The sequence below is a fragment of the Pasteurella multocida genome (genome assembly GCF_900187275.1).
GTDB lineage: Bacteria > Pseudomonadota > Gammaproteobacteria > Enterobacterales > Pasteurellaceae > Pasteurella > Pasteurella multocida.
In genome coordinates, this window is sequence record NZ_LT906458.1 from 650,517 (window position 1) to 673,072 (window position 22,556).

The 22,556-nt window shown below is 40.1% G+C and carries 18 protein-coding genes; 13 read left to right on the forward strand and 5 right to left on the reverse strand.

Features of this window, described 5'->3' with window-relative positions; genetic code table 11:
* From CKV69_RS03085 to CKV69_RS03105, 5 genes are all read left to right on the forward strand, one after another.
* The gene (locus CKV69_RS03085) at positions 1-252 is read left to right on the forward strand and encodes a hypothetical protein (protein ID WP_005755565.1); all 252 of its coding nucleotides are present in this window, start codon (positions 1-3) and stop codon (positions 250-252) included.
* A gap of 3 nt (positions 253-255) precedes the next feature.
* A complete protein-coding gene (locus tag CKV69_RS03090) occupies positions 256-456 on the forward strand; it encodes a hypothetical protein (RefSeq protein ID WP_014668240.1) in 201 nt (66 codons plus the stop codon).
* Positions 456-3,245 (forward strand): phage tail protein, encoded by a 2,790-nt coding sequence (locus tag CKV69_RS03095; protein WP_014668239.1) that lies wholly within the window; start codon positions 456-458, stop codon positions 3,243-3,245. Before CKV69_RS03090 ends, CKV69_RS03095 begins: the two co-directional genes overlap by 1 nt.
* A 65-nt stretch (positions 3,246-3,310) precedes the next feature.
* Positions 3,311-3,571 (forward strand): Gp49 family protein, encoded by a 261-nt coding sequence (locus CKV69_RS03100; protein ID WP_005755559.1) that lies wholly within the window; start codon positions 3,311-3,313, stop codon positions 3,569-3,571.
* A 151-nt stretch (positions 3,572-3,722) separates the two neighbouring features.
* A complete protein-coding gene (locus tag CKV69_RS03105) occupies positions 3,723-4,568 on the forward strand; it encodes a DNA adenine methylase (RefSeq protein ID WP_005755558.1) in 846 nt (281 codons plus the stop codon).
* A 369-nt stretch (positions 4,569-4,937) separates the two neighbouring features.
* On the opposite strand, the gene msrA is transcribed toward CKV69_RS03105, so the two are convergent.
* Entirely contained in the window at positions 4,938-5,462 is a 525-nt protein-coding gene (msrA, locus tag CKV69_RS03110) for a peptide-methionine (S)-S-oxide reductase MsrA (protein WP_014326009.1), read from the reverse strand.
* Between the two features lie 34 nt (positions 5,463-5,496).
* Positions 5,497-6,435, reverse strand: a complete 939-nt coding sequence (gene ttcA, locus CKV69_RS03115) for a tRNA 2-thiocytidine(32) synthetase TtcA (protein ID WP_014326010.1) — start codon at positions 6,433-6,435, stop codon at positions 5,497-5,499.
* A gap of 183 nt (positions 6,436-6,618) precedes the next feature.
* On the opposite strand from ttcA, the gene mukF reads away from it, so the two are divergent.
* The 8 genes from mukF to CKV69_RS03155 all read left to right on the forward strand — a co-directional run bounded on the left by mukF (position 6,619) and on the right by CKV69_RS03155 (position 17,694).
* Positions 6,619-7,944: a chromosome partition protein MukF gene (gene mukF / locus CKV69_RS03120; RefSeq protein ID WP_014326011.1), complete on the forward strand. Its 1,326-nt coding sequence runs from the start codon at positions 6,619-6,621 to the stop codon at positions 7,942-7,944.
* Positions 7,945-7,994: 50 nt separating this feature from the next.
* A complete protein-coding gene (mukE, locus tag CKV69_RS03125) occupies positions 7,995-8,726 on the forward strand; it encodes a chromosome partition protein MukE (RefSeq protein ID WP_005722179.1) in 732 nt (243 codons plus the stop codon).
* Positions 8,726-13,213 carry a chromosome partition protein MukB gene (mukB, locus tag CKV69_RS03130; protein WP_025248459.1) on the forward strand — a complete coding sequence of 1,496 codons (4,488 nt, stop codon included), beginning with the start codon at positions 8,726-8,728 and terminating at the stop codon, positions 13,211-13,213. The genes mukE and mukB overlap by 1 nt, the downstream gene beginning before the upstream one ends.
* A gap of 167 nt (positions 13,214-13,380) precedes the next feature.
* A complete protein-coding gene (locus CKV69_RS03135; protein ID WP_016533251.1) occupies positions 13,381-14,247 on the forward strand; it encodes a hypothetical protein in 867 nt (288 codons plus the stop codon).
* 101 nt (positions 14,248-14,348) lie between these two features.
* Positions 14,349-15,776 (forward strand): exodeoxyribonuclease I, encoded by a 1,428-nt coding sequence (sbcB, locus tag CKV69_RS03140; protein ID WP_014326014.1) that lies wholly within the window; start codon positions 14,349-14,351, stop codon positions 15,774-15,776.
* An 864-nt stretch (positions 15,777-16,640) separates the two neighbouring features.
* Complete coding sequence (locus CKV69_RS03145; RefSeq protein WP_005722182.1) at positions 16,641-16,952, forward strand: ElaB/YgaM/YqjD family protein; 312 nt, start codon at positions 16,641-16,643, stop codon at positions 16,950-16,952.
* 58 nt (positions 16,953-17,010) lie between these two features.
* On the forward strand, positions 17,011-17,403 hold the full coding sequence (locus CKV69_RS03150) for a phage holin family protein (protein ID WP_005756524.1): 393 nt from the start codon (positions 17,011-17,013) through the stop codon (positions 17,401-17,403).
* 12 nt (positions 17,404-17,415) lie between these two features.
* Positions 17,416-17,694 (forward strand): hypothetical protein, encoded by a 279-nt coding sequence (locus tag CKV69_RS03155; RefSeq protein WP_005726462.1) that lies wholly within the window; start codon positions 17,416-17,418, stop codon positions 17,692-17,694.
* A gap of 65 nt (positions 17,695-17,759) precedes the next feature.
* On the opposite strand, the gene topA is transcribed toward CKV69_RS03155, so the two are convergent.
* The 3 genes from topA to pyrD form a co-directional block, all read right to left on the reverse strand.
* A complete protein-coding gene (gene topA, locus CKV69_RS03160; protein ID WP_038641850.1) occupies positions 17,760-20,366 on the reverse strand; it encodes a type I DNA topoisomerase in 2,607 nt (868 codons plus the stop codon).
* 160 nt (positions 20,367-20,526) lie between these two features.
* Positions 20,527-21,360 carry an RNase RNM gene (rnm, locus tag CKV69_RS03165; RefSeq protein WP_014668029.1) on the reverse strand — a complete coding sequence of 278 codons (834 nt, stop codon included), beginning with the start codon at positions 21,358-21,360 and terminating at the stop codon, positions 20,527-20,529.
* An 86-nt stretch (positions 21,361-21,446) separates the two neighbouring features.
* On the reverse strand, positions 21,447-22,466 hold the full coding sequence (pyrD, locus tag CKV69_RS03170; RefSeq protein ID WP_014326016.1) for a quinone-dependent dihydroorotate dehydrogenase: 1,020 nt from the start codon (positions 22,464-22,466) through the stop codon (positions 21,447-21,449).
* Between the last annotated feature and the right edge of the window lie 90 nt (positions 22,467-22,556).

Consider the following 22,556-nt stretch of genomic DNA (forward strand, 5'->3'; position numbering starts at 1 on the left):
ATGTTTGCAGCAATTGGTTGGGCGATTGTTCGTGCGGTAGCCGTCATGGCAATCAGTTATTTAGTCAACACCGCACTCGCTCCACGTCCGCGCACGGGGCAAAGCATCGAGGCAGTATCAAGCGAGGAATGGAACTTCCCGCAAGTGGATGAAGGTATTCCGCAATGCGTGTTTTTCGGTGATTGCTGGACAGAAGACTGGCAAGTATTAGCTTACGGTAACTACCGTTCAAGCCCGATTAAGAAGGGGTAAATAATGGAAAAGTTGATCATTACAATGCAAGACATGCGTCGCGTCGGTTTTTGTGCATCGGGCGTGGAAACATTTTTTAAACGCGAAAACTTAGATTTTAACGACTTTTTACAAAACGGCATTGAGGCACAGACACTATTAAATACAGGCAGTGTGTTTGCCCGTAAATGTGTGGCAGAAGCTGAAAAAGCAAGAGGTGAATAATGGGTGGTAAAAGACGTGGCGGCGGTCCGGTTACAGTTGGCTACAGATACTATTGGGATATTCAATCGGGCATTGGGCGCGGACCGGTGGATGAAATTGTGGAAATCCGTGTAGATGATAAAACCGCGTATGTAGGCACGCCTGGTGAGCTGACACAATCGAAAGCTATCTATATAGACAAGCCTAACCTTTTTGGTGGCGAGGCGACTGGCGGTGAAGGCGGCATTCAGGGAAGAATGGAAATTTTAATGGGTGACCCGGACCAAAAGCCGACACAAATGCTGATCAATTTACTGAAAAATGTACACAATCCTCCGCTTAATTCGGCATTAAGTGGAAAAGGACGTAAAAAAAGAACAAGGCAGCAACAAGTCGAGCAAAGCACCTTTTTCTCAAACGGTGATATTAGCGCAGGTAATGTCAGTCCCGAGGATGTGATTCCAGGCTTTCGTGGCACCGTCACAACCGTATTTAGCGGACTTATCAGTTGCTATAACGCGTATCCGAAAAAGCACAGTTACCGCGTTCGTCGCACGCACAAGTGGGGCGCGGTTGCACCATGGTATCCGGAAAAAGCCCGGATTTTACTGCGTAATGACAATTTGAAGATTTCAGGCTTAACACCAGAGCAAGAAGAAAACGTGCGTCAGATTCACGCCATGAATCCTGCGCATATTTTGGTTGAGTGTGCAACAAACAAGAGCTGGGGCGGGAAAAAAGACATTACGGAATTGGATATAGAAAGCTATAAGAAAGCGGCAGATACACTCTTCAAGGAAGGCTTTGGGCTGTGTATTCGCTATAATCGTCAGGGCTCAGTTAAAGAGTTCGTGCAACAAATTATCGACCACATCGGTGCGGTGCAATACGAAGATGTTAAAACGGGGAAATACGCCGTTAAACTCATTCGTAACGACTATAAAGTCGATGAGTTGCACACCTTTAACTACGACAACGGCATTTTACGCGTGCAAGACGATGACAATGCGGCAACAGATAATGCGGCTAATCAAGTGGTGGTGAAATACCTCGACCCGGTGACGAATCGTGAAGATAAAGCCATTGCTAATAACATCGCGTCAGTGCGTATGCATGGTGTGATTACAAAAACCGTGGAATACAAAGGTATTCCCACGTTTGATTTAGCCGCACGTGTTGCACAGCGCGATTTAGAGATTGTGGCAAGTAGTTTGACGCGGCTTAAAATCGTCTTTGACATGCGTGCGAGTGAACTCACACACGGCGATGTATTTAAAGTGAGTCTTCCCGACCGCGGCATTGAAAGCGCGGTATTTCGTGTGAGTCACATCGAAAACGGCAACGAAGGTGAGTTTATTGTCACCTGCATGCAAGATGTCTTTGGCTTGCCTGCGGCAAACTATTCAACTCAAAAAGCCGACTCGCTTTACACGCCACCAGATTATAGTGCTAAACCCATTACTCACAGCCACGTGTTTGAAATCCCTTATCATGTTTTTCCACTTGTGTTTAGTGATGCAGAGCTTGCCTTTATTAAACCAACGGATTGCTTTATCGCGGCAATGGCAGATGCACCGACACCACTATCCATTGGTTTTGAGATTTTAACTGATGCAGGCGCAGGTTTTAATGACACAGGTGAAGGCGATTTTACGCCATCGGTGTTGCTATCTGACGATATTAATAAATATCAAACGCACTTTAAATTTAATGAAAGCACGCACAGCTATGCGTTGAAAAACGCGGTTGCGCTGATGATTGATGATGAAATCGTGAAAATTGAATCAGTGGATTTAAAAACGCGGACAATTAATGTAGGACGAGGTTGTGCGGATACGGTCCCGCAAGCACACAGCGCAGGTGCTAGAGCGTGGTGCTATTTGCTCGCAAGTGGCGAAGACAACACGAAATACACGGTCAATGAACAGTTAAACGTCAAACTTTTAACTAAAACAGCACAAGAAACACTCGCAGAAGATGACGCCGAGGTGCTTACAATTACGACACAGCAACGTCAAGCGCGTCCTTACCCGCCAGGCAACGTAAAAGTAGATGGTGCGTTTATTAATAATATTGCAGATAGTTCAGCATTTATCATCAGCTGGGCGCATCGTGACCGCGATGTACAAGCGGATAATCTGATTTCACACACAGAAGACAGCACGATTTTGGGTGATGGCGTCAGTTATGAAATCGCATTATTGAATGATGACACCGTTTTGCGCACTATCTCGACAACAGATAGCCAGTTTAGCTATCCGGACCCGCAAAAAGTGGTGGGCGAAGAGTTTAATAAAATGACGCTTTGCTCGGTAAAAAACGGCTTAAAAAGCTTGTTTAACTATACTTTCAGCGTTGCGGGCGCCATGCAACTATTATATGGCTGGAACTACGCAGAGGAGTTCACGCAAGGTGAGTCGCTTATTTATCACTATAACGATAGTGATATGCCCGGCGGAAAATACATCATGCTTTCATCAAATGCAGATCAGCATTCTGCGATTTATAAATCGTTTGCTGTTGATTCAAGCGTGTACAAGCGTTTTGCACTCTCATATAAAGTCGGCACATATGATAAGCGAAATGGGCTTTGTGTTGTTTCAGTGCAACTTTATCGCGGTGATGAGTTTGTGTCAGCGTTTGTGTCAGAACAGCTTGGCGAATTTGACACAACAGAATGGCGAGTCAAGCAAGTTGAAGGTGAATTACCGGAAGGTGTCACAGAAATCAGGTTCAAAATCAACGTAATCGGCACAATAAGAAATAATGCGATTGCATTTAAAGATATTGTTGTGAAGGGAGGTGAATAGGAAAAGAAGACGAAATCAAACATCTAATAAGCACACATTAACTTTAATAAAAATAAGGAGCAAATATGAAGAATAAATTAACGCTAGAAGATATCAAATCTGTCATTGTTAAAGCCGAATATCATCGTTTAACAGATAAGCTAACCACTTGCGTGTTAACACTAAAAAATGGTTATACAGTGACGGGAGAAAGTGCTTGTGTTGACTCTTCAAATTATGTCAAAGAAATCGGTGAGAAAATCGCATACGACAATGCAGTAAGTAAGGTTTGGACTTTAGAAGGTTATTTATTGCAACAAAAGTTATTTGAAAATCAAAACAGTTAAACACGGGTAGCGAGCACACTTTGCGCAGCGTGCTCGCCTTATCACCCACAGAACGCACCTGTAGGCAATAACTATTGCTAGACCCGCGGTCTCAGCCAAGACATGTAAAGTCTAGCGCATTTTTTCAGTATGTGAAAGAGGCTTACAGTATATGAAAAACAATCAATCATTTTATAAACAAGCGCCGCTCCCATTCGTTGGACAAAAACGACTCTTCTTAAATCATTACATCAATATCATTAACGAACACATTCCTGATGACGGTGAGGGATGGACGATTATTGATGCTTTCGGCGGTAGCGGACTTCTAAGTCATGTCACAAAACACATCAAGCCCAAAGCTCGCGTTATTTATAATGATTTTGATGGCTATAGTGAACGATTGAAACACATTCGAGATCTGAATAAACTGCGTCGTATCTTGCTTGAGTTACTTAAAAATGAGCCACGTAGCAAACAGTTAAGCTGTGATATGAAATACAAAGTGATTCAAGCTATAGAGGCATTTACTGGCTATAAAGATCCGCATGTATTGTCTACTTGGTTATTATTTAGTGGTCAGCAAGTCAGGACATTAAGTGAACTATATCGCTTGTCATTTTATAATCGCATTCGTCTGTCTGATTATAGTGAGGCACAAGATTATTTTAATGGTTTTGAAGTTGCCAATGAGTCATTTCATTCATTATTGCCTCGGTTTGTCGACAAGCAAAAGACGTTATTTGTGTTAGACCCACCTTACTTATGCACACATCAAGCTGCGTATAGCATGGATACGTACTTTGATTTGATTGATTTTTTAAGGTTGATTAATCTGACAAGACCGCCTTTTATCTTTTTCAGTTCAACAAAATCTGAATTTATACGGTTTGTGGATTTCATGCTTGAAACGAAAACACATAACTGGGAGTCATTTACAGATTATAAGAAGATAAGCATTAATACTTCTACAAACTATAGTGGCAAGTATGAAGATAATTTAGTTTATAAGTTCTAAAGCTAAATACACAAAGTTTATCTATGAGAAATTTGTGAATAAAGTATGCCAATTTCTATATAGAAATGACGTTGCAATATCAACAAAAAAGAGAAACTAATAAATGGTTTCTCTTTTTTTGTAACTTAGTTTCAGTATATGTAACAAAGTAAACTTTTATTTATCGCGCTGAACTATGTCAATTTATCGCGCGCGGCATTAGCGCGTCTTATATAAAACGCCCTTTATACACATCAATATCTCATATTGTTATCCCAACACTTTTTATTTTCCTTATTCGCAAATTAAAAAAACGCCACGGCTAACTCCGTGGCGCTATCTCTTTATACGCGTCAAATTGAATGACAATAACCAGATTCAGAGGAACAGTTATTTCCAAATTTCCTCAAATTTCACCTTGGCTTTTAAGAATTTTGGCGTTGCGACTAAATTACAGTAGCTGTTTTGTGGGTTCTGCAATAAATAGCCTTGGTGATAATCTTCTGCGGGATAAAAAGTTTGTGCTGGCAGCACTTCAGTGACAATTTTTTCGGCAAAGTGCGGTTGTAATTCTGCAATTTTCTTATTTGCCAGCTGTTTTTGTTCATCATTTAAATAATAAATCCCTGTGCGATATTGCGTCCCCACATCTTCGCCCTGGTGATTTAATTGGGTTGGATTATGGATAGAAAAGAAGATGTCTAATAATTTTTCATAACTAATCACTGTCGCATCGAATTCCACTTTTACCGCTTCCGCATGACCCGTTTCACCGGTACATACTTCTTTGTAAGTTGGATTTTCAGTCGTCCCGTTAATATAACCTGAAGTCGCTTTTTCAACGCCTTTAATTTGATTAAATACTGCCTCAACGCACCAAAAACAGCCGCCGGCAAAAATTGCTTGTTGTGTCATAGGATTTCCTTTTTTATCGTTTATTCGCTTGAGTTTAATGAATTTCTTTCACATTTATCAGTTCTACTTGGTGAAAATCTTGTTGTTCATCGTCGTCATCAATCGGACTTGTGGCAATAAATTCGGGTTTATCGAACGCAATATCACCTTCAATGTTTTCTAATATTTGTCCACGTTGCAGATCTTTAAAGTTAAATAAATGCGTATCACACAGATGTGATGGCACAATATTTTGTATTGCACTAAACATAGTTTCGATACGTCCGGGATATTGGCGATCCCATTTTTGCAACATTTCTTTGACCACTTGGCGCTGCAAATTGGGTTGAGAACCACACAAATTGCACGGAATAATCGGGAAATGTTTTGCCTGAGCATATTTTTCAATGTCTTTTTCTTTGCAATAGGCGAGTGGACGAATCACGATCTGTTTACCGTCATCACTGATTAATTTTGGCGGCATACTTTTTAGTTTACCGCCATAAAACATATTTAAGAATAAGGTTTCTAACATATCATCACGGTGATGACCAAGTGCAATTTTGGTTGCCCCTAATTCCGTCGCGGTCCGGTATAAAATACCACGTCTTAAACGTGAACAAAGTGAGCAGGTCGTTTTACCTTCAGGAATTTTTTCTTTGACGATGCCATAGGTATTTTCTTCCACGATTTTGTAATCCACTCCGATACTTTGCAAGTATTCAGGCAGAATATGTTCAGGGAAACCCGGTTGTTTTTGATCTAAATTCACCGCCACAATCTCAAAATGGATTGGCGCGTTAAGACGTAAATTTAACAGAATATCTAATAGGGTATAGCTGTCTTTTCCACCAGAAAGACAAACCATGACTTTATCGCCTTCTTCGATCATATTAAAATCGGCAATCGCATTGCCGACATTACGGCGTAAGCGTTTTTGTAACTTATTGAAATTATAAGAGTGTTTTTTATCTTGTTGAGTTGTATCAGTCATCGTCAATTTCGGTTTTGCTTAAAATCTGCGTATAGTAAGGGGTAATTGCAATTTTTTCCATTAGAAATTGTGCTTTTCATGAAGTGCGGTCAGTTTTTGTGAAATTGTTAGCTGAAAGATCCGATAAAGTTGGGTATAATCATGCCAATTTTTTGCTGATTTTATTTGTTGTGAGACATTTTAATGCTGGAAACGTCACAAACCATTCCTGAACTTGTTGCTTGGACGCGAGAGCGAGAGTTCGCCTTAAATTTATCTACTGAACGTTTAGCCTTTTTATTGGCGATTGCGATTTATAATAATGAACGTTTAGACGGCGAAATGCTCGAAGCGGATTTAGTCGATATTTTTCGTCATATTTCTACCGCCTTTGAACAATCCAATGACACCATTGCCACACGCGCCAATAACGCGATCAATGAATTAGTAAAACAACGTTTCTTAAACCGTTTTAGTAGTGAATTTACTGAAGGGCTTTCCATTTACCGTCTAACGCCACTTGGCGTTGGCATTTCGGATTATTACATTCGCCAACGGGAATTTTCTGCGTTACGTTTGTCTGTCCAGTTATCCATTGTGGCAGATGAAATTCAACGCGCTTCAAAGGCGGCAGAAGAGGGCGGTGATGAACATCATTGGCGCCGTAACGTGTTTGCCCCCTTAAAATATTCCGTGGCTGAGATTTTTGACAGCATTGATTTATCTCAACGCGTGATGGATGAAAACCAGCAAAGCATTAAAGAAGAAATTGCGGAACTCTTAACCAAAGATTGGCAGGCTGCGATCGCCAGTTGTGAACATTTATTAGATGAAACCTCTGGCAATTTACGTGAATTACAAGACACCTTGAATGCGGCAGGCGATAAATTACAAGCACAATTATTACGTATTCAAGATTGTGTGATCGGTCAGGAAAATCTCGCTTTTGTTGAGCAATTAATCACAGATTTACAAGCCAAGTTAGACCGTATTATCAGTTGGGGACAACAAGCCATTGATTTATGGATTGGTTACGATCGCCATGTCCATAAATTTATCCGCACGGCGATTGATATGGATAAAAATCGCGTGTTCTCTCAACGTTTACGCCATTCCATTCACCATTATTTTGATCACCCTTGGTTTTTATGGACTGCGCAAGCAGAACGCTTAGTCGATATGCGGGATGAAGAGCTAACCTTACGCGAGGAAGATGCCCTTGGTGAATTACCAGAAGCATTGCAATATGAATCATTAGCCGATTTACATGAACAAATTGTCGAACATATGCAAACCCTATTAATTGCTTACCGTGAACGTAACGAGCCAATTAATTTAAGTTTGGTGTTAAAAGAACAATTAGCCCATTATCCATTAGCGAAACATTTCGATGTTGCACGTATTATTGTGGATCAAGCAGTGCGTTTAGGGTTGGCAAATGATGATTTAAGCGGGCTGTATCCAAATTGGGAAGCAATTAATGATCGGGGAGCAGAAGTGCAAGCGCATAAAATTGATGAGTATAAATAATCCAGTAAGTGCGGTACGTTTTAGCCAAATTTTCAACGAGAGAACAAACAATGACAGATAATCTTCAAGACCTTATTTCAACCAAGCTCGCGGCAGCGATTGCCAATCCGCTCTTTCCTGCTGTGGATAGTCAGTTACGCGCAGGGCGACATATTAGCCTTGATCAATTAGATAATCATGCTTTTTTAATGGATTTCCAAGGCGAATTAGACAGTTTTTATCGTCGTTATAATGTGGAACTGATTCGTGCACCCGAAGGGTTTTTCTATTTACGCCCGAAAGCGACAACCTTGATCGCTCGTTCGGTGTTGACGGAATTAGAAATGTTGGTTGGTAAAGTGCTTTGTTATCTCTATTTAAGCCCAGAACGCTTGGCACAACAAGGGATTTTTTCTACTCAGGAAGTCTATGATGAGTTATTAAATCTTGCGGATGAAAATAAATTATTGAAAGCAGTTAATCAACGTTCTTCGGGATCTGATTTAGATAAGCAAAAATTGGCAGAGAAAGTCCGTGCTGCCTTAAACCGGTTACGTCGTTTAGGTATGATCCATGGTGTCGGTGAACAAAATAGTGGTAAATTTACCATTGCTGAAGCCGTGTTCCGTTTTGGTGCGGAAGTGCGTGCTGGTGATGATCCGCGTGAAGCCCAATTACGTTTAATTCGTGATGGGGAAGCCGCTACACCAGACTCCTTAGCCTTAGAAAAGCAAGCCGATTTGAATGAAGTCGATGACAATGATGAACTTGAAGATGAATTAGATGATGAGGAACACGCATAATGTCTGAAGAATTAGCCCTTGAAAACCTTGAACACGTTGAAACAAGTGTGCCTCATGCTGTATTTTCTCATGCAAATAGTGCGCCCCGTGGTAAATTTCGTTCTTTAACGTTAATTAACTGGAACGGTTTTTTTGCGCGTACTTTTGATTTAGATGAATTAGTCACCACACTGTCTGGTGGAAACGGTGCTGGGAAATCCACCACTATGGCAGGCTTTGTTACCGCCTTAATTCCTGATTTGACCTTATTACATTTCCGTAATACCACAGAAGCGGGAGCAACCAGTGGTTCGCGTGATAAAGGCTTGCATGGTAAATTGCGTCCGGGCGTTTGTTATGCTGCATTGGATACCATTAATTCGCGCAATCAACGTGTTATTGTAGGCGCAAGACTACAACAAGTAGCGGGACGTGATAAGAAAGTCGATATTAAAACCTTCTCTATTCAAGGGCTCAACTTAGCCGAAAATCCGACAACGATTTTTACCGATGTGGTCAATGAACGCCAAGCACGTGTGCTTACACTAAATGAATTAAAAGAGAAAATTGAGCAAGCTGGCGCACAATTTAAACAATATCATTCGATTACTGATTATCATGCAATGATGTTTGATTTGGGTATTATCCCGAAACGCCTGCGTTCTTCCTCTGACAGAAGTAAATTCTATAAACTGATTGAAGCCTCACTTTACGGTGGGATTTCAAGTGCCATTACCCGTTCTTTACGTGATTATTTATTGCCAGAAAATCTTGGCGTGCGTAAAGCCTTCCAAGATATGGAAAGCGCCTTGCGTGAAAACCGCATGACGCTTGAAGCCATTAAAGTGACGCAAGCCGATCGTGATTTATTTAAGCATTTGATTACCGAAACGTCAAACTATGTGGCATCGGATTATATGCGCCATGCTAATGAACGTCGCGGTAACATTGAAAGTGCGGTGCGTTTCCGCCAAGATTGGTATCGTGCGCGCACAGAACAGCATTTGTCACAACAACGTTTAGTCGAATTAAGTCGCGAAGCGGCAGAATTGGCCGAGAATGAAAAAACGTTAGAAGTAGATCATCAAAGTGCAGTGGATTACTTGAACTTAGTGCTGAATGCGCTACGTCACCAAGAAAAAATCGCTCGTTATCAAGATGATGTGGCTGAAATTACGGCGCGTTTAGAAGAACAGAAAATGGTGGTTGAAACGGCAACAGAACAACTTGAGGAAAGCCAAGTACAGGTTGAGCAGGTTGAACAAGAAGTAGATCAGATCCGTGCCCAATTAGCCGACTATCAACAAGCCTTAGATGCACAACAAACCCGTGCATTACAATATCAACAAGCGATTGCAGCGCTTGAAAAAGCCAAAACACTGTGTGGTTTAGCTGATTTAGGCGTAAAAAATGTTGAAGCTTATCACGATGAGTTTGCAGCACATGCTGAAAGTCTTACTGAGCAAGTGCTTGAATTAGAACAAAAAATGTCAATTTCTGATGCAGCAAAATCACAATTTGATAAGGCTTATCAATTAGTTTGTAAAGTTGCAGGTGAGATTCCACGTTCTACAGCCTTTGAACAAGCGAAAGTGCTCTTACGTGAATACCCAACACAAAAAGTACAAGCACAACAAACGCCTCAATTGCGTGCAAAATTACATGAATTAGAACAGCGCTATGCACAACAACAAAGTGCGGTGCGTTTGTTAAAAGAATTTAATCAACGTGCAAATGTCAGCTTAGAAGATGCTGAGGCGTTGGAAGCCTACCATGCTGAACAAGAAGCTTTGCTCGAAGATGTCAGTGCAGAATTATCCGAACAAGTTGAACAACGTTCAACCTTGCGTCAAAAACGTGAGCAACTCACCGCACTTTATCAGGATAATGCAAAAAAAGCGCCTGCTTGGTTAACCGCACAAGCCGCTTTAGAGCGTTTACAAGATCAAAGTGGGGAAACCTTTGCAGACAGTCAAGATGTGATGCAATTTATGCAGGCACAATTGGTGAAAGAGCGTGAGTTAACCATTGAACGTGATCAGCTTGAACAACAACGTCAACAATTAGAAGCCCAAATTTCTCGTTTGAGCCAACCAGATGGGTCAGAAGATGCGCGCTTAAATGTGTTGGCTGAACGTTTTGGTGGGGTCTTGCTTTCCGAATTGTATGATGATGTACCGATTGAAGATGCCCCTTATTTCTCTGCCTTATATGGTCCGGCACGCCATGCCATTGTTGTACGTGATTTAGACGCGGTAAAAGGACAATTAGCTCAGCTTGAAGAATGCCCAGATGATTTATATTTAATCGAGGGTGACCCAACCGCTTTTGATGATAGCGTGCTTTCTGCCCAAGAATTAGCGCATGGTGTCGTTGTACAGGTCTCTGATCGAGAATTACGTTACTCTAAATTCCCTGAGATTCCATTATTTGGTCGAGCTGCACGCGAGCAATATTTAGAGGCATTACAGCAACAACGTGATGACGTGACAGAGCAGCATGCACAACGTGCGTTTGATGTACAAAAATGTCAGCGTTTACACGAACATTTCAGTCAATTTGTCGGGCTACATTTAGCGCTCGCGTTCCAGCCAAATCCTGAAGAGGTGATGGCGGAAATTCAGCAACAACGCAATGAGATTGAGCGTGAATTAAATCAATTTGTGACGACGGAACAACAATTGCGTATTCAATTAGACCATGCAAAAGAAAAAATGCAGTTGTTGAATAAGTTAATTCCGCAATTAAATCTGATTGCGGATGAAAGTTTGATTGATCGTGTAGAAGAGTGCCGTGAGCAACTAGATATTGCAGAACAAGATGAGTTATTTATTCGTCAATATGGCGCGACGTTGTCACAATTAGAACCTATTGCGAACACATTACAAAGTGACCCAGAACATTATGAACGCTTAAAAGCCGATTATGAACAGGCGATTTCACAGCAAAAACAAGTGCAACAACGCTTATTTGCATTAGCAGATGTATTACAACGTAAAGCGCATTTTGCTTATAAAGAGCGTGTTCAAACAGAAAACACCGATTTAAATGAACAATTACGCGCTAAGTTAGACAGTTTGCAACAACAACGTGAAGTGCAAAAAGCGCAGTTACAACAAAAGCAGCAGCAATTTACCAATTACAATCGTGTGTATATTGAGCTACAAACCTCGTTCAATAACAAAATGCAAATGCTACAAGAGTTATTGCAAGAAGTTGGCGAATTAGGTGTACGAGCCGATCAAGGGGCAGAAGAACGTGCCAAACAACGTCGTGATGAATTACATCAAGTCTTATCGGATACACGTCAACGTCGTCACCATGTAGAGAAACAATTAACCTTAATTGAAAGTGAAGCGCAAAGTTTAAATGCACGTATTCGTAAGGCGGAACGTGATTACAAAACACAACGCGAACTGGTGGTTGCCGCGAAAGTGAGCTGGTGTGTCGTCATGCGTTTATCGCGCGGTAGCGACGTGGAAAAACGCTTAAATCGTCGTGAATTTGCCTACTTATCTGCTGATGAATTGCGTTCTATGTCGGATAAAGCCCTTGGTGCATTACGTACGGCAGTCGCGGATAATGAATATTTACGTGATAGTTTGCGTTTGTCTGAAGATAATCGTAAGCCAGAAAATAAAGTGCGTTTCTTTATTGCCGTCTATCAACATTTGCGTGAACGTATTCGCCAAGACATTATTAAAACCGATGATCCAATCGATGCGATTGAGCAAATGGAAATTGAGCTTTCACGCTTAACAGATGAACTTACTCGCCGTGAACAGAAATTGGCGATCAGTTCTGAAAGTGTGGCAAATATCATGCATAAAACGATTCAGCGTGAACAAAACCGTATTCGTATGTTAAATCAAGGGCTACAAAATATTGCCTTTGGTCAAGTCAAATCGGTTCGTCTCGTGGTCAATATTCGGGATACCCATGCGATGTTGCTTGACGCGTTATCGGGCACCCAAGAGGAATACCAAGATTTATTTACTGATCAGCGTATGACCTTCTCGGAAGCAATCGCTAAGTTGTATCAGCGTTTAAACCCGCATATTGATATGGGGCAACGTACTGCGCAAACCATTGGAGAGGAGCTACTAGATTACCGTAATTATCTCGATCTGGAAGTGGAAGTGTATCGTGGCGCAGACGGTTGGTTACGTGCAGAAAGTGGTGCCTTATCAACGGGTGAAGCGATTGGTACCGGTATGTCGATTCTGTTAATGGTGGTACAAAGCTGGGAAGAAGAATCGCGCCGTATTCGCGGTAAAGATATTGTGCCGTGTCGCTTGTTATTCTTAGATGAAGCCGCGCGTTTGGATGCAAAATCCATTTCCACCTTGTTTGAATTGTGCGAGCGTTTAGATATGCAATTATTGATCGCCGCGCCTGAAAACATCAGCCCAGAAAAAGGCACAACCTATAAACTGGTACGTAAAATCGCCGGCAACCAAGAACATGTGCATGTGGTTGGTTTACGTGGTTTTGGCGCAACAGCCTAGTTAAAAAAGAAAGAAAAAGTGCGGTCAATTTATTGAATATTTTGACCGCACTTTTTTATCTCGTCATCGAGGAAGATTATTTTTGAGTGACGACAGCAGGGATTCATTTTTAGCGGAAATAAAAAGGGTGTTATAATCCGCCGTTCATTTTTTTAAGGAAAAATAATATGCATCATCTTATCATTGCTGTCCTTTGTAGCGTGGCAGTATCCGTGTTGCTTAAAGTGGCACGTAAGAAAAACATTGTGATTCAACAAGCGATTGCCTTTAATTATATTGTCGCGCTGAGCTTAAGCTATTTCTTATTAAAGCCTGATTTTAAAGGGTTAGGCTTTTCGGAATTTGTGGCGCAAAGTGACAACGCGCCGGTGTTCTTTGCTTTAGGAATTTTATTGCCGACAGTTTTTATTGTCATGTCGAAGGCGGTAGAGTATGCGGGGATTGTGCGTTCTGACGCCGCACAACGTTTATCATTATTTTTACCCATTGTGGCCGCCTTTGTGATTTTTGGTGAACAACTGAGCTCAGCACGTTTAATGGGTATCATTCTGGCATTTGTCGCGTTATTTTGCTTATTAAATAAACCTACTGATACAGAAAGCAACTTAAAAGGGGTAGTCAGTTTAATTCTGGTTTGGTTCGGCTACGGCATTATTGACATTCTGTTTAAACAAGTGGCGAAAAGTGGCGGGGCTTTCCCAGCAACCCTGTTTATTTCCTTTGTGCTTGCGGCATGTGTAATGTTTGGTTATTTATTATTGAAACGTGAAGTTTGGACCGTGCCAAGTTTTATTGGCGGAATAATTTTAGGTGGTCTAAACTTTATGAATATTTTGTTCTATATTAAAGCACACCAAAGTTTTAATGATAATCCAACATTGGTATTTGCCGGCATGAATATTGGTGTGATTTGCTTAGGAACGATCACCGGCGCCTTGGTTTTTAAAGAAAAAATAAGTAAAATCAATGGGGTAGGTATCGCTATCGGCATTAGTGCTATTTTCTGTCTTTTCTATTTAGATAAATTACTTTAACCACAGTTTCGGATAACAACAGCCGCACAAAAGTGCGGTTTGTTTTTTCTGAATTTTATTGATTATGCTAGAATGACGTTTATTTGTTATTGAGTACGATTATGTCCACATCACCTGATTTTAGCTTTTTCATTTATGATTATGAGAGTTTTGGCGTTGACCCCGCTTCTGATCGTCCCGCTCAATTCGCTGGTATTCGCACTGACATTAATTTCAATATCATCAGTGACCCTGTCATGTTTTATTGTAAACAAACCAATGATTATTTACCCGCGCCTGAAGCGGTTTTAGTCACAGGGATTACACCACAAGAATGTAATGAGAAGGGGATTCCTGAACCAGAGTTTGCGGAACGCATTTTGCAAGAGTTCAGTCGTCCAAATACGTGTGTGATGGGATTTAATAATATTCGTTATGATGATGAAATGACACGCTATACCTTTTATCGCAATTTCATTGATCCCTATGAATATAGCTGGAAAAATGGCAATTCACGTTGGGATTTATTGGATTTGGTCCGTGCTTGCTATGCTTTACGCCCAGAAGGTATTAATTGGGCTTATGATGAAGAAGGGATGCCGTCATTTCGTTTAGAGAAATTGACTAAAGCCAATGGCATTGAACATAGCAATGCACATGATGCAATGGCGGATGTATATGCCACCATTGCGATGGCAAAACTGATTAAAGAAAAACAACCCAAATTATTTCAATATTTCTTTGAAAATCGCGGTAAAAAAGAAGTTGAGAAACTGATTGATACTGCAAATCTGACGCCATTGGTTCATGTTTCAGGTATGCTTGGTAATCATCGTGGTAATACTACCTGGATTGTGCCTTTAGCCTGGCATCCGACTAATCAAAATGCGGTCATTTGTTGTGACTTAGCCGCAAATATAACAGATTTACTCAATAAAGATGCCAACGAATTACGTCAAAATCTTTATACTCCTAAAGCTGAATTAATTGAAAAGGGGATTTTACCGGTACCATTAAAATTGGTGCACATTAATAAGTGTCCAATTCTTGCGCCTGCTAAAACCTTATTACCTGAAAATGCAGCGCGGTTAGGTATTGATCGTACATTTTGTTTGGAAAACTTACAGCGCCTCAAATTATCGCTATCTATTCGTGACAAGGTCACTGAAATTTTCAATGAAGAACGGCATTTTACCCCAAGCATCAATGTAGAAACAGAACTGTATAATGGGTTCTTTGATTACAATGATAAAAACAACATGGCGATTTTACGTCATTTACCAGAAGAAAAGCTGGCCGAGCATGGTTTAGCGTTTAAAGATGCGCGTATCCCCAAATTATTATTCCATTATCGGGCAAGACATTATTTTAATAGCTTAACTCGCGCAGAACAAATTCAATGGCAAAAGTACCGTCATAAAAAGTTGGATCAAGTTGCACTGCAATTTGAGCAGAGTTTACAACGTTTAATCGCAGAGAATAGTGAAAATCCGACTAATTTAACCTTATTACAAAAAGTCTATGAGTATGGCGCAAAAATATTAGCCTAAATAGGTTGTCGAGCGTTAATTTTTGCTTAGCTTACTGCACAAATCATTTCAGATTTCACGTAGCGCGATCAATAAAAATAAAGTCATGGAGAAGTTAATCCGTGGCTTTTTTTATTTATTTTGAAAGTTACTTTTTATTTCATCTTTAATTTTGCCTGACAATAGTATTATTACCGTTCATAACTCAAAAATGTTGATGTGACAACGCACATCATTTCCTTATTTCATCTTGCTTAAGTAGTAAAAGTGATCTGTGTATAAGTCTGTGATTTATTTATATCGTAGTGTTCATTAACTTTGTAACTAACTTCGCATAATGTATATTATGTTAAATTAAATAGAAAAGTGACAAGTAGATTTAACGTGACATGCTCACTCGTGAATGCATGCACTATTCTGTTATTTTTATGTGTAGTTTTTTGGAAGGGAAATATTTTATGATGAGTTATATTTTTTCTTTTCTTTAAAAAGAAATGCTATCTCTTCTACGATTGGAATAATTTCTTCTTATTTCATCACGGCAATTTAAATCAAAATAAGAATATAAATTTATTGTGGTAACGCTACGTGAAATCTGAGTTTTTTTAGGTAGAATAATACTCAGAAAGTAAAAAAGAATGTTATATGGAAAACGTCATTTTATGCTTATGATAAAAAACATGCTCCAAATTAACTTCCTTTAATTATGCCTATTTTCTTTTAAAACAAGGGATTTGTTGCCATTGAGATGTATTATCTTCAATGGTTAATACAGAAAAGTGTTAACAAAAATTTGACATTTTAGGTTAAAAAATAATAAGATGAAGTGGTCTAGCCAGAATCCCCTCGTTAGATTTACCACATTTAGTAGGAGAATTTACAAGAATGAGTAAAGAATTCGATAAAAAACGTGATGAATTATTAAGTGAGATTCGTGAGATCTTAGATAATGCAGAAGAGCTATTCGATGAAAAATCTAAAGCCAGTGTGGATGAATTAAAAAAACTGAAATCGAATCTGGATTCACGTGTTTCTAAATTACAGAAACAATTTGGCGCATTAAAGGATGATGCTGTTGCTGGTACGAAAGAAGTGATTAAACAAACTGACGAGTTAGTCCAAGATAATCCTTATAAAGCAATTGGGGTTGCTGGTGTTATTGGATTATTATTAGGCGTTTTAATCTCTAAGAAATAACGTTTTGCAATTGTAAAAGGCTACACCATGTAGCCTTTTCTTACAATTAGGACGATAAATGCAAATTTTACAGAAAATCAAAAACATCACCCTCACCTCTCTTGAACTTATTCATGTGCGTTTAGACATGGCAAGAATTGAGTTAGTGGAGCAAAAGAATTTTTTAATCACGTTATTGAGTGCATTATTTGTGATTTTTATTCTTTTGTTGGTGTCATTTATCAGTTTATTATTTGGGTTAAATTCGCTACTTGATCCTGAAATCAAACAAATTGTTTTTTTTGCCATTAGTGCGGGCGCATTTTTCCTGATTTTGATTTTATTACTGCTCATGCGAAAGATTCTAAAGAAACAGCGTAATTTTATGGTGGATACTTTAACTGAAGTAAAACATGATATCCAAGCGATAAAAGGTGCACTTGGCTCCCCTTCAAGTAAAGATCAAGAGTAGTAAGGAGCGTTTATGAAAACAGAATTAGAGCAAGAAAAAGAATTATTGATGATGAAAGGTGATGCATTGCGTATGAAACTTTATGCGCAATCTAAACCAAAACAAGTCACTCCCCATTTTACATTTGCAGATTCACTTTCAATGATTGCTTCTTCACTGAATCAACCCGTTGTGCGTTCGTTAGCCGTGTCATTACTCAGTAAAAAATTATTGAGTTCTAAATTTTTAACTTACTCTGCTTTAGGCATGATTGCGCTTTATTTATTGAATCGAAACAATTCAACGGAATAATCTCCCCTATAATGCAAAAGGCTAGAATGATTTCTAGCCTTTTTTCTTCTTGAAGTTTGTGTTGCTTATTTTTTTCGCTCTACCCACTGATTACCAAGGTAATCCACAATCCATTTTGTTGCTTTACCATTCTTTTCAGAAGTAACATATTGACGTTTTTCTTTACGGCTAAAGCGCACAATAGCATCATTACCTTCGGGATCATGTTGTGGTGCATCAGCTAAATAACGTAATTTTTCTGGCAAACGATCACGATATAATGCTAATTCAGCCACTTTCGGTGCGCGGGTTTCACGCGATTTTGGAAAATTATGAGCGGACATAAACACACCACTTGCCCCATCACGTAATACAAAATAAGCATCCGATTTTTCACATTTCAGTTCTGGGAAATGAGTCGGTTCTTCTTTTGGTGGTGCAACTTCCCCACTTTTTAGAATCTTACGGGTATTATCACAGCTGGTGCAGCCCATGTATTTACCAAAACGACCCAATTTCAGATGCATGTCCGCACCGCATTTATCGCATTCGACAATCGGACCATCATAGCCTTTAATCTTGAAACTGCCCTGTTCTAACACATAACCATCACAATTCGGATTATGCCCGCAAATATGAATTTTACGTTCTGGATCAATTAGATAACTGTCCATTGCTGTACCACATTTTGGACAGCGTTTACGTTCCATTAACGCCTTGGTTTCAGAAGCCTCATCTAACACATTGAGCAATTCAGCTTCTGGAATTAAGTTCATTGTAGTTTTACAGCGCTCTTTTGCTGGCAAGGCATAACCACTGCAACCTAAAAACACCCCAGTACTTGCGGTGCGAATTGCCATTTTACGACCACAAGTTGGACAGTTAATATCGGTTGGGACTAAACTATTTGGTTTCATTCCACCTTCTAATTCATCCAGTTCCGCCTGGCTTAACTGTTGCGAAAAATCTTTAAAGAATTGATTAAGTTCGGTTTTCCAATTTTTCTCACCGTTCGCAATTTGGTCCAAGATGTTTTCCATATTGGCGGTGAAATCGTAATTCATCAACGCTGTGAAAGATTGATTTAAACGGTCAGTGACAATTTCGCCCATTTTTTCGGCATAAAAACGACGATTTTCCACTCGTACATAGCCACGTTCTTGAATCGTTGAAATAATTGCTGCGTATGTAGAGGGACGCCCAATCCCACGTTTTTCAAGTTCTTTGACCAACGCCGCTTCACTAAAACGTGCTGGAGGTTTGGTAAATAACTGTTCGGGTAAAACATGCTCTAAATGCAATTTTTCATTCAGCTGCACATCTGGCAACACTTGATCTTCAGCATTTTTACTCATTGTAGGTAAGACTTTTGTCCAACCATCAAAACGTAAAATACGTCCTTTCGCTTTTAATTCATACTCTCCCGCGCGAACCGTAACCGTTGTACTGTCATATTGCGCCGCTGGCATTTGGCAAGCGACAAACTGACGCCAAATCAGATCATATAAACGTACCGCATCTTTATCCATGCCTGTCAATTGCTCTGCTAATGTATTGACATCCGATGGACGAATTGCTTCATGAGCTTCTTGTGCATTTTCTTTACTTGAATAAAACACAGGTTTGCTCGGCAAATAGCTTTCGCCATAATGTGATTGAATATAGCCACGCACCATCTTTAACGCATCTTGACTCAAATTCGTGGAGTCTGTACGCATATAGGTAATATAACCTGCTTCATATAAACGCTGTGCGAGCATCATGGTTTTCTTTACCCCAAACCCTAGACGTGTACTGGCGGTTTGCTGTAATGTCGAGGTAATAAAAGGGGCCTTCGCTCGAGAATGGGTTGGTTTCGTTTCTAAATCGGAAACCACATAGTCAGCATGCTGTAAAAAATCTACCGCACTTTGTGCTTGCGTGGCATTTTTCGGCTCAAATTTTTTCCCTTTAAATTGGGTTACGGCTAAACGTAATGCTTGTTTCGCTTGCGTTTGCGTTAAAACGTCAATTTCCCAATATTCTTCGGGCTGAAAGGCTTTAATTTCACGCTCACGTTCTACTACTAATTTGACAGCAACAGATTGAACACGCCCAGCAGATAAGCCTCGGGCTACTTTTTTCCATAATAAAGGCGACACCATAAAACCGACCACGCGGTCTAAAAAGCGACGGGTTTGTTGGGCATTTACACGATCTAAATTCAGTTGTTCTGGCTTTTCAAAGGCTTGTTGAATCGCGTTCTTCGTGATTTCGTTAAATACGACACGACTAAAACGTGCATCATCCCCCCCGATCACCTCACGCAAATGCCAAGCAATGGCTTCTCCTTCTCTATCCAAATCGGTAGCAAGATAAATATGATCGGCTTTTTTGGCTAATGATTTTAATTCGGCAACCACTTTCTCTTTGCCGGGCAAAATTTGGTAATTGGCTTTCCATTGATGATAAGGGTCAATTCCCATACGTTTGACTAACGCATTGCGATCTTTTTCTTGCTTAATCGCGCTTTTTTCTTCCGCACTTAATCCTTTCGTGGAAATTGCTTTTGCTTTCTCACCATTACTTGAACCGACCGTAGGGAGATCACGGATATGGCCCACACTAGATTTAACAACATAATTACTGCCTAGATATTTATTAATGGTTTTTGCCTTTGCCGGCGACTCCACAATAACCAAGGATTTACTCATTCTCTTACCCAGTTTCACTTAAATTTCTATAAAATAGTCGCTATATTGCTAACTATCTGCTTGTAGGTCAACTCTTTTTTTAAAAAATGACATATAAATGCCTAAACCCACCCCACTTTATCAAATGGCAATTGATAACAAATGATGGCGAGGCAACATCTTAGTTGGGCGATAACTTTGTCCAAATTGGCACGCAATTAGCAGGCAATAGTAACGACTTGCCTAACTCAACCCAACCACAGGGAAAATGAAAATCTGATCCAACAGAGCTCAGTAAACCAAATTCCGTTGCCCATTGGGCGAGAAGCAAACGTTGTTCTGGTGCCTGTCCACAGCCCGCGACTTCAATCGCATCGCCTCCCCATTGTGCAAAATCGGCAATTAATTTTTTGACCCATTTATTGGTTAAGGTATAGCGTAAAGGATGTGCTAAAACAGCGAGTCCACCGGCTTGATGAATGACCTCAATTGCAGTTGGAATATCACACCATTGTGCTTTTACATAGCAAGACTTGCCTTGTGAGAGATACTTTTTAAAAGCTTGTCCCTCATTCGAGACTTTACCCATTTGTACCAACAAACGTGCGTAATGTGCTCTTGTCACTTCTCCCGTTGCTAACATTTTGGCTTGCTCAAATGCATCTGCAATGCCAACTTTTGCTAATTTGTCACTAATCTCAAGCGCACGTTGATAGCGTAATGCCGCTTGTTGACGTAAAAGCGCGGTCATTTTTGCTGAAGTTTCATCAAAACCCAATCCAACAATATGAATAGCACGATTTTCCCAAGTGGTTGAAATTTCGACGCCACTTATCAAGGTTAAATCGGCTTGTTGTACGGCTAAACGGGCTTCTGCAAGCCCTGCCGTAGTATCATGATCAGTCAAGGCAAGTACATTTACTCCCTTTTCAACAGCACGTGCAACGACTTCTGTCGGTGATAATACGCCATCAGAAGCAGTACTATGGCAATGAAGATCATAAATTGTTGTCATCTGTTATCCTAATTTGAACCTGTAAAAGTGGGAAGCGATGAAAGAATCAGGGCAGATATGTGAATCCGCCCTTTATCTTCGTTACCCTATTTAATCTGTTGAACCAATTGTTTAATTAAGTGTGGACCGTGATAAATTAAGCCGGAATAAAGTTGTAGCAACTCTGCGCCAGCCTTGATTTTCTCTTGCGCATTGGCAACACTATCAATCCCTCCACTACCAATAATCGGAATTTGACCTTTCAATTCTTGGTGAAGTCTTGCAATAATTTCTGTGCTTTTTTGTTGTAACGGTTTGCCACTAAGTCCACCTTGTTGTTCGGCATTTTGCAAGCCACTTACGGTATCTCGTGAAATCGTGGTATTGGTCGCAATGACGGCATCCATTTTGTGACGTTGTAATGTATCAGCAATTTGTACGACCTCACCCTCTGTGAGATCTGGCGCAATTTTAACCGCAATAGGCACGTATTTCTGATATTGCTCAGCTAAATCTTTTTGACGCGCTTTCACCCCTTGCAATAAATCCTCTAACGCCTCGCCATACTGTAATTGACGTAAGCCCGGTGAGTTAGGTGATGAAATGTTAATGGTAATGTAATCCGCGTAGTGATAGGCTTTATTTAAGCAAATGAGGTAATCGGCTTTGCCATTTTCTACTGACGTAAAGGTATTCTTGCCAATATTAATGCCTAAAATGCCGTCATATTTAGCTTGTTTCACATTTTCGATTAAATAATCAATGCCGTAATTATTAAAACCATTCCGATTAATAATCCCCTCAGCTTCTGGTAAGCGAAATTGACGAGGTTTCGGGGTACCCTCTTGTGCCAAAGGCGTCACTGTTCCCACTTCGATAAAGCCAAATCCCATTGCTGCAAAACCATCAATAGCTTCGCCATTTTTATCTGCCCCAGCAGCCAAGCCAATTGGGTTTTTAAAGTGCAGTCCCATGATTGTCTTCGGGCTACCCGTCGGACAAGCAAACAAGGTTTTTAACAATGGATTGAACGGGGAACGTCCCAGCGTTTTTAATGTTTTAATCGTGAGATCATGTGCTTGTTCAGCATCAAGGGAAAAAAGGGCTTTGCGGATTAATGCATACATACTCGTTTATCTCTCTGGATAGTTTAACTGTGAAAATCTGCCGGATTATACGCTTTTCAACATAAAATGTAATGAAAAATTGAACTTTGT